Source organism: Pseudomonas sp. R62, assembly GCF_000257605.1.
Taxonomy (GTDB): Bacteria; Pseudomonadota; Gammaproteobacteria; order Pseudomonadales; family Pseudomonadaceae; genus Aquipseudomonas; species Aquipseudomonas atacamensis.
Window position 1 is genome coordinate 1 of the sequence record NZ_AHZM01000902.1, and the last position, 935, is coordinate 935.

Annotated in this window: 1 protein-coding gene and 1 pseudogene; both read left to right on the forward strand. The window is 58.3% G+C overall.

The window, feature by feature from the left end:
* Nucleotides 1–248: 248 nt before the first annotated feature.
* Nucleotides 249–372, forward strand: a pseudogene (locus OQK_RS30900) (LysR family transcriptional regulator); the annotation flags it as partial.
* A gap of 92 nt (nucleotides 373–464) precedes the next feature.
* Nucleotides 465–935 (forward strand): DUF2242 domain-containing protein (locus OQK_RS00995; RefSeq protein ID WP_016770719.1); only part of this gene is annotated, 471 nt, incomplete at its 3' end.

Below are 935 nucleotides of genomic sequence, written 5' to 3' on the forward strand. Positions count from 1 at the left end.
TCCTTCCGCTGTCTCTGGCTGCGCCAGACGGTCGCTACGCTCCCACACCCGGATCAATCCCTCCGCTCAGCCTTCCGACGTCGCCGGTGGATCAAAAGCAAGATCAGAAGCACTCGAGCTTGCGCTCATTGTTGAGTGGGGCGGCTTTGCCGCGGGCAGCTGCGCTGCTTTGCTTTTCTGTGGGAGCGAGCCTGCTCGCGAAGGCGGCCTGACAGCCGACCTGATCTTGAATTTTTACCTTTCTTTTGCATTTAGAACACGCCGGTCGGTTCTGGGGTGTTATGGCCGTCGAGCCGACAAGCCACGGCGAAATTGCGCGCGTTGATCGATCATTTGTCCACGCGGCTTTTTCCTGGCGCTCATGACCGGTAAAGTTGTAACCGATTCTTGACACTATTCCATGCGCCATGGGGCGGCGATCTGTTGCACAATACGCCCCGGACTGTTTTCCCTCAGGATGTTCAATGTTGATTTTCACTCCCATGCGTGTTGTCGGGCTGGCGCTTTTGTTGACTGCGGTGGCCGGTTGTTCGAAGGACAAGCCGATCTATGAGCATGAGAACTTCGATGACTCCGGCACCTTTTCGCGCAATTATCCGGTGACCGACACCGCCAGTTGCGAAGCGGCCCGGCGCGCGTTGCTCAGTCAGGGCTACATCATTACCAGCAGTGATCCGAAGCTGGTCAGCGGTCACAAGAGCTTCCAGCAGACCGGCGAGACCCATCTCGAGATCAGCTTCAACGTGGTCTGCGCCGAAGATGGCAGCGCCGGCCATCATGCGACGGTGTTCGCCAACGCCTTGCAGGATCGTTATGCGTTGAAGAAGACCAACAACTCGGCCAGCCTCGGGGTTGGTGTGTTGGGCTCGGTGTCGATGCCGATCGGCTCCTCGGATGATTCGATGGTCAAGGTCGCCAGTGAGACGGTCACGGCG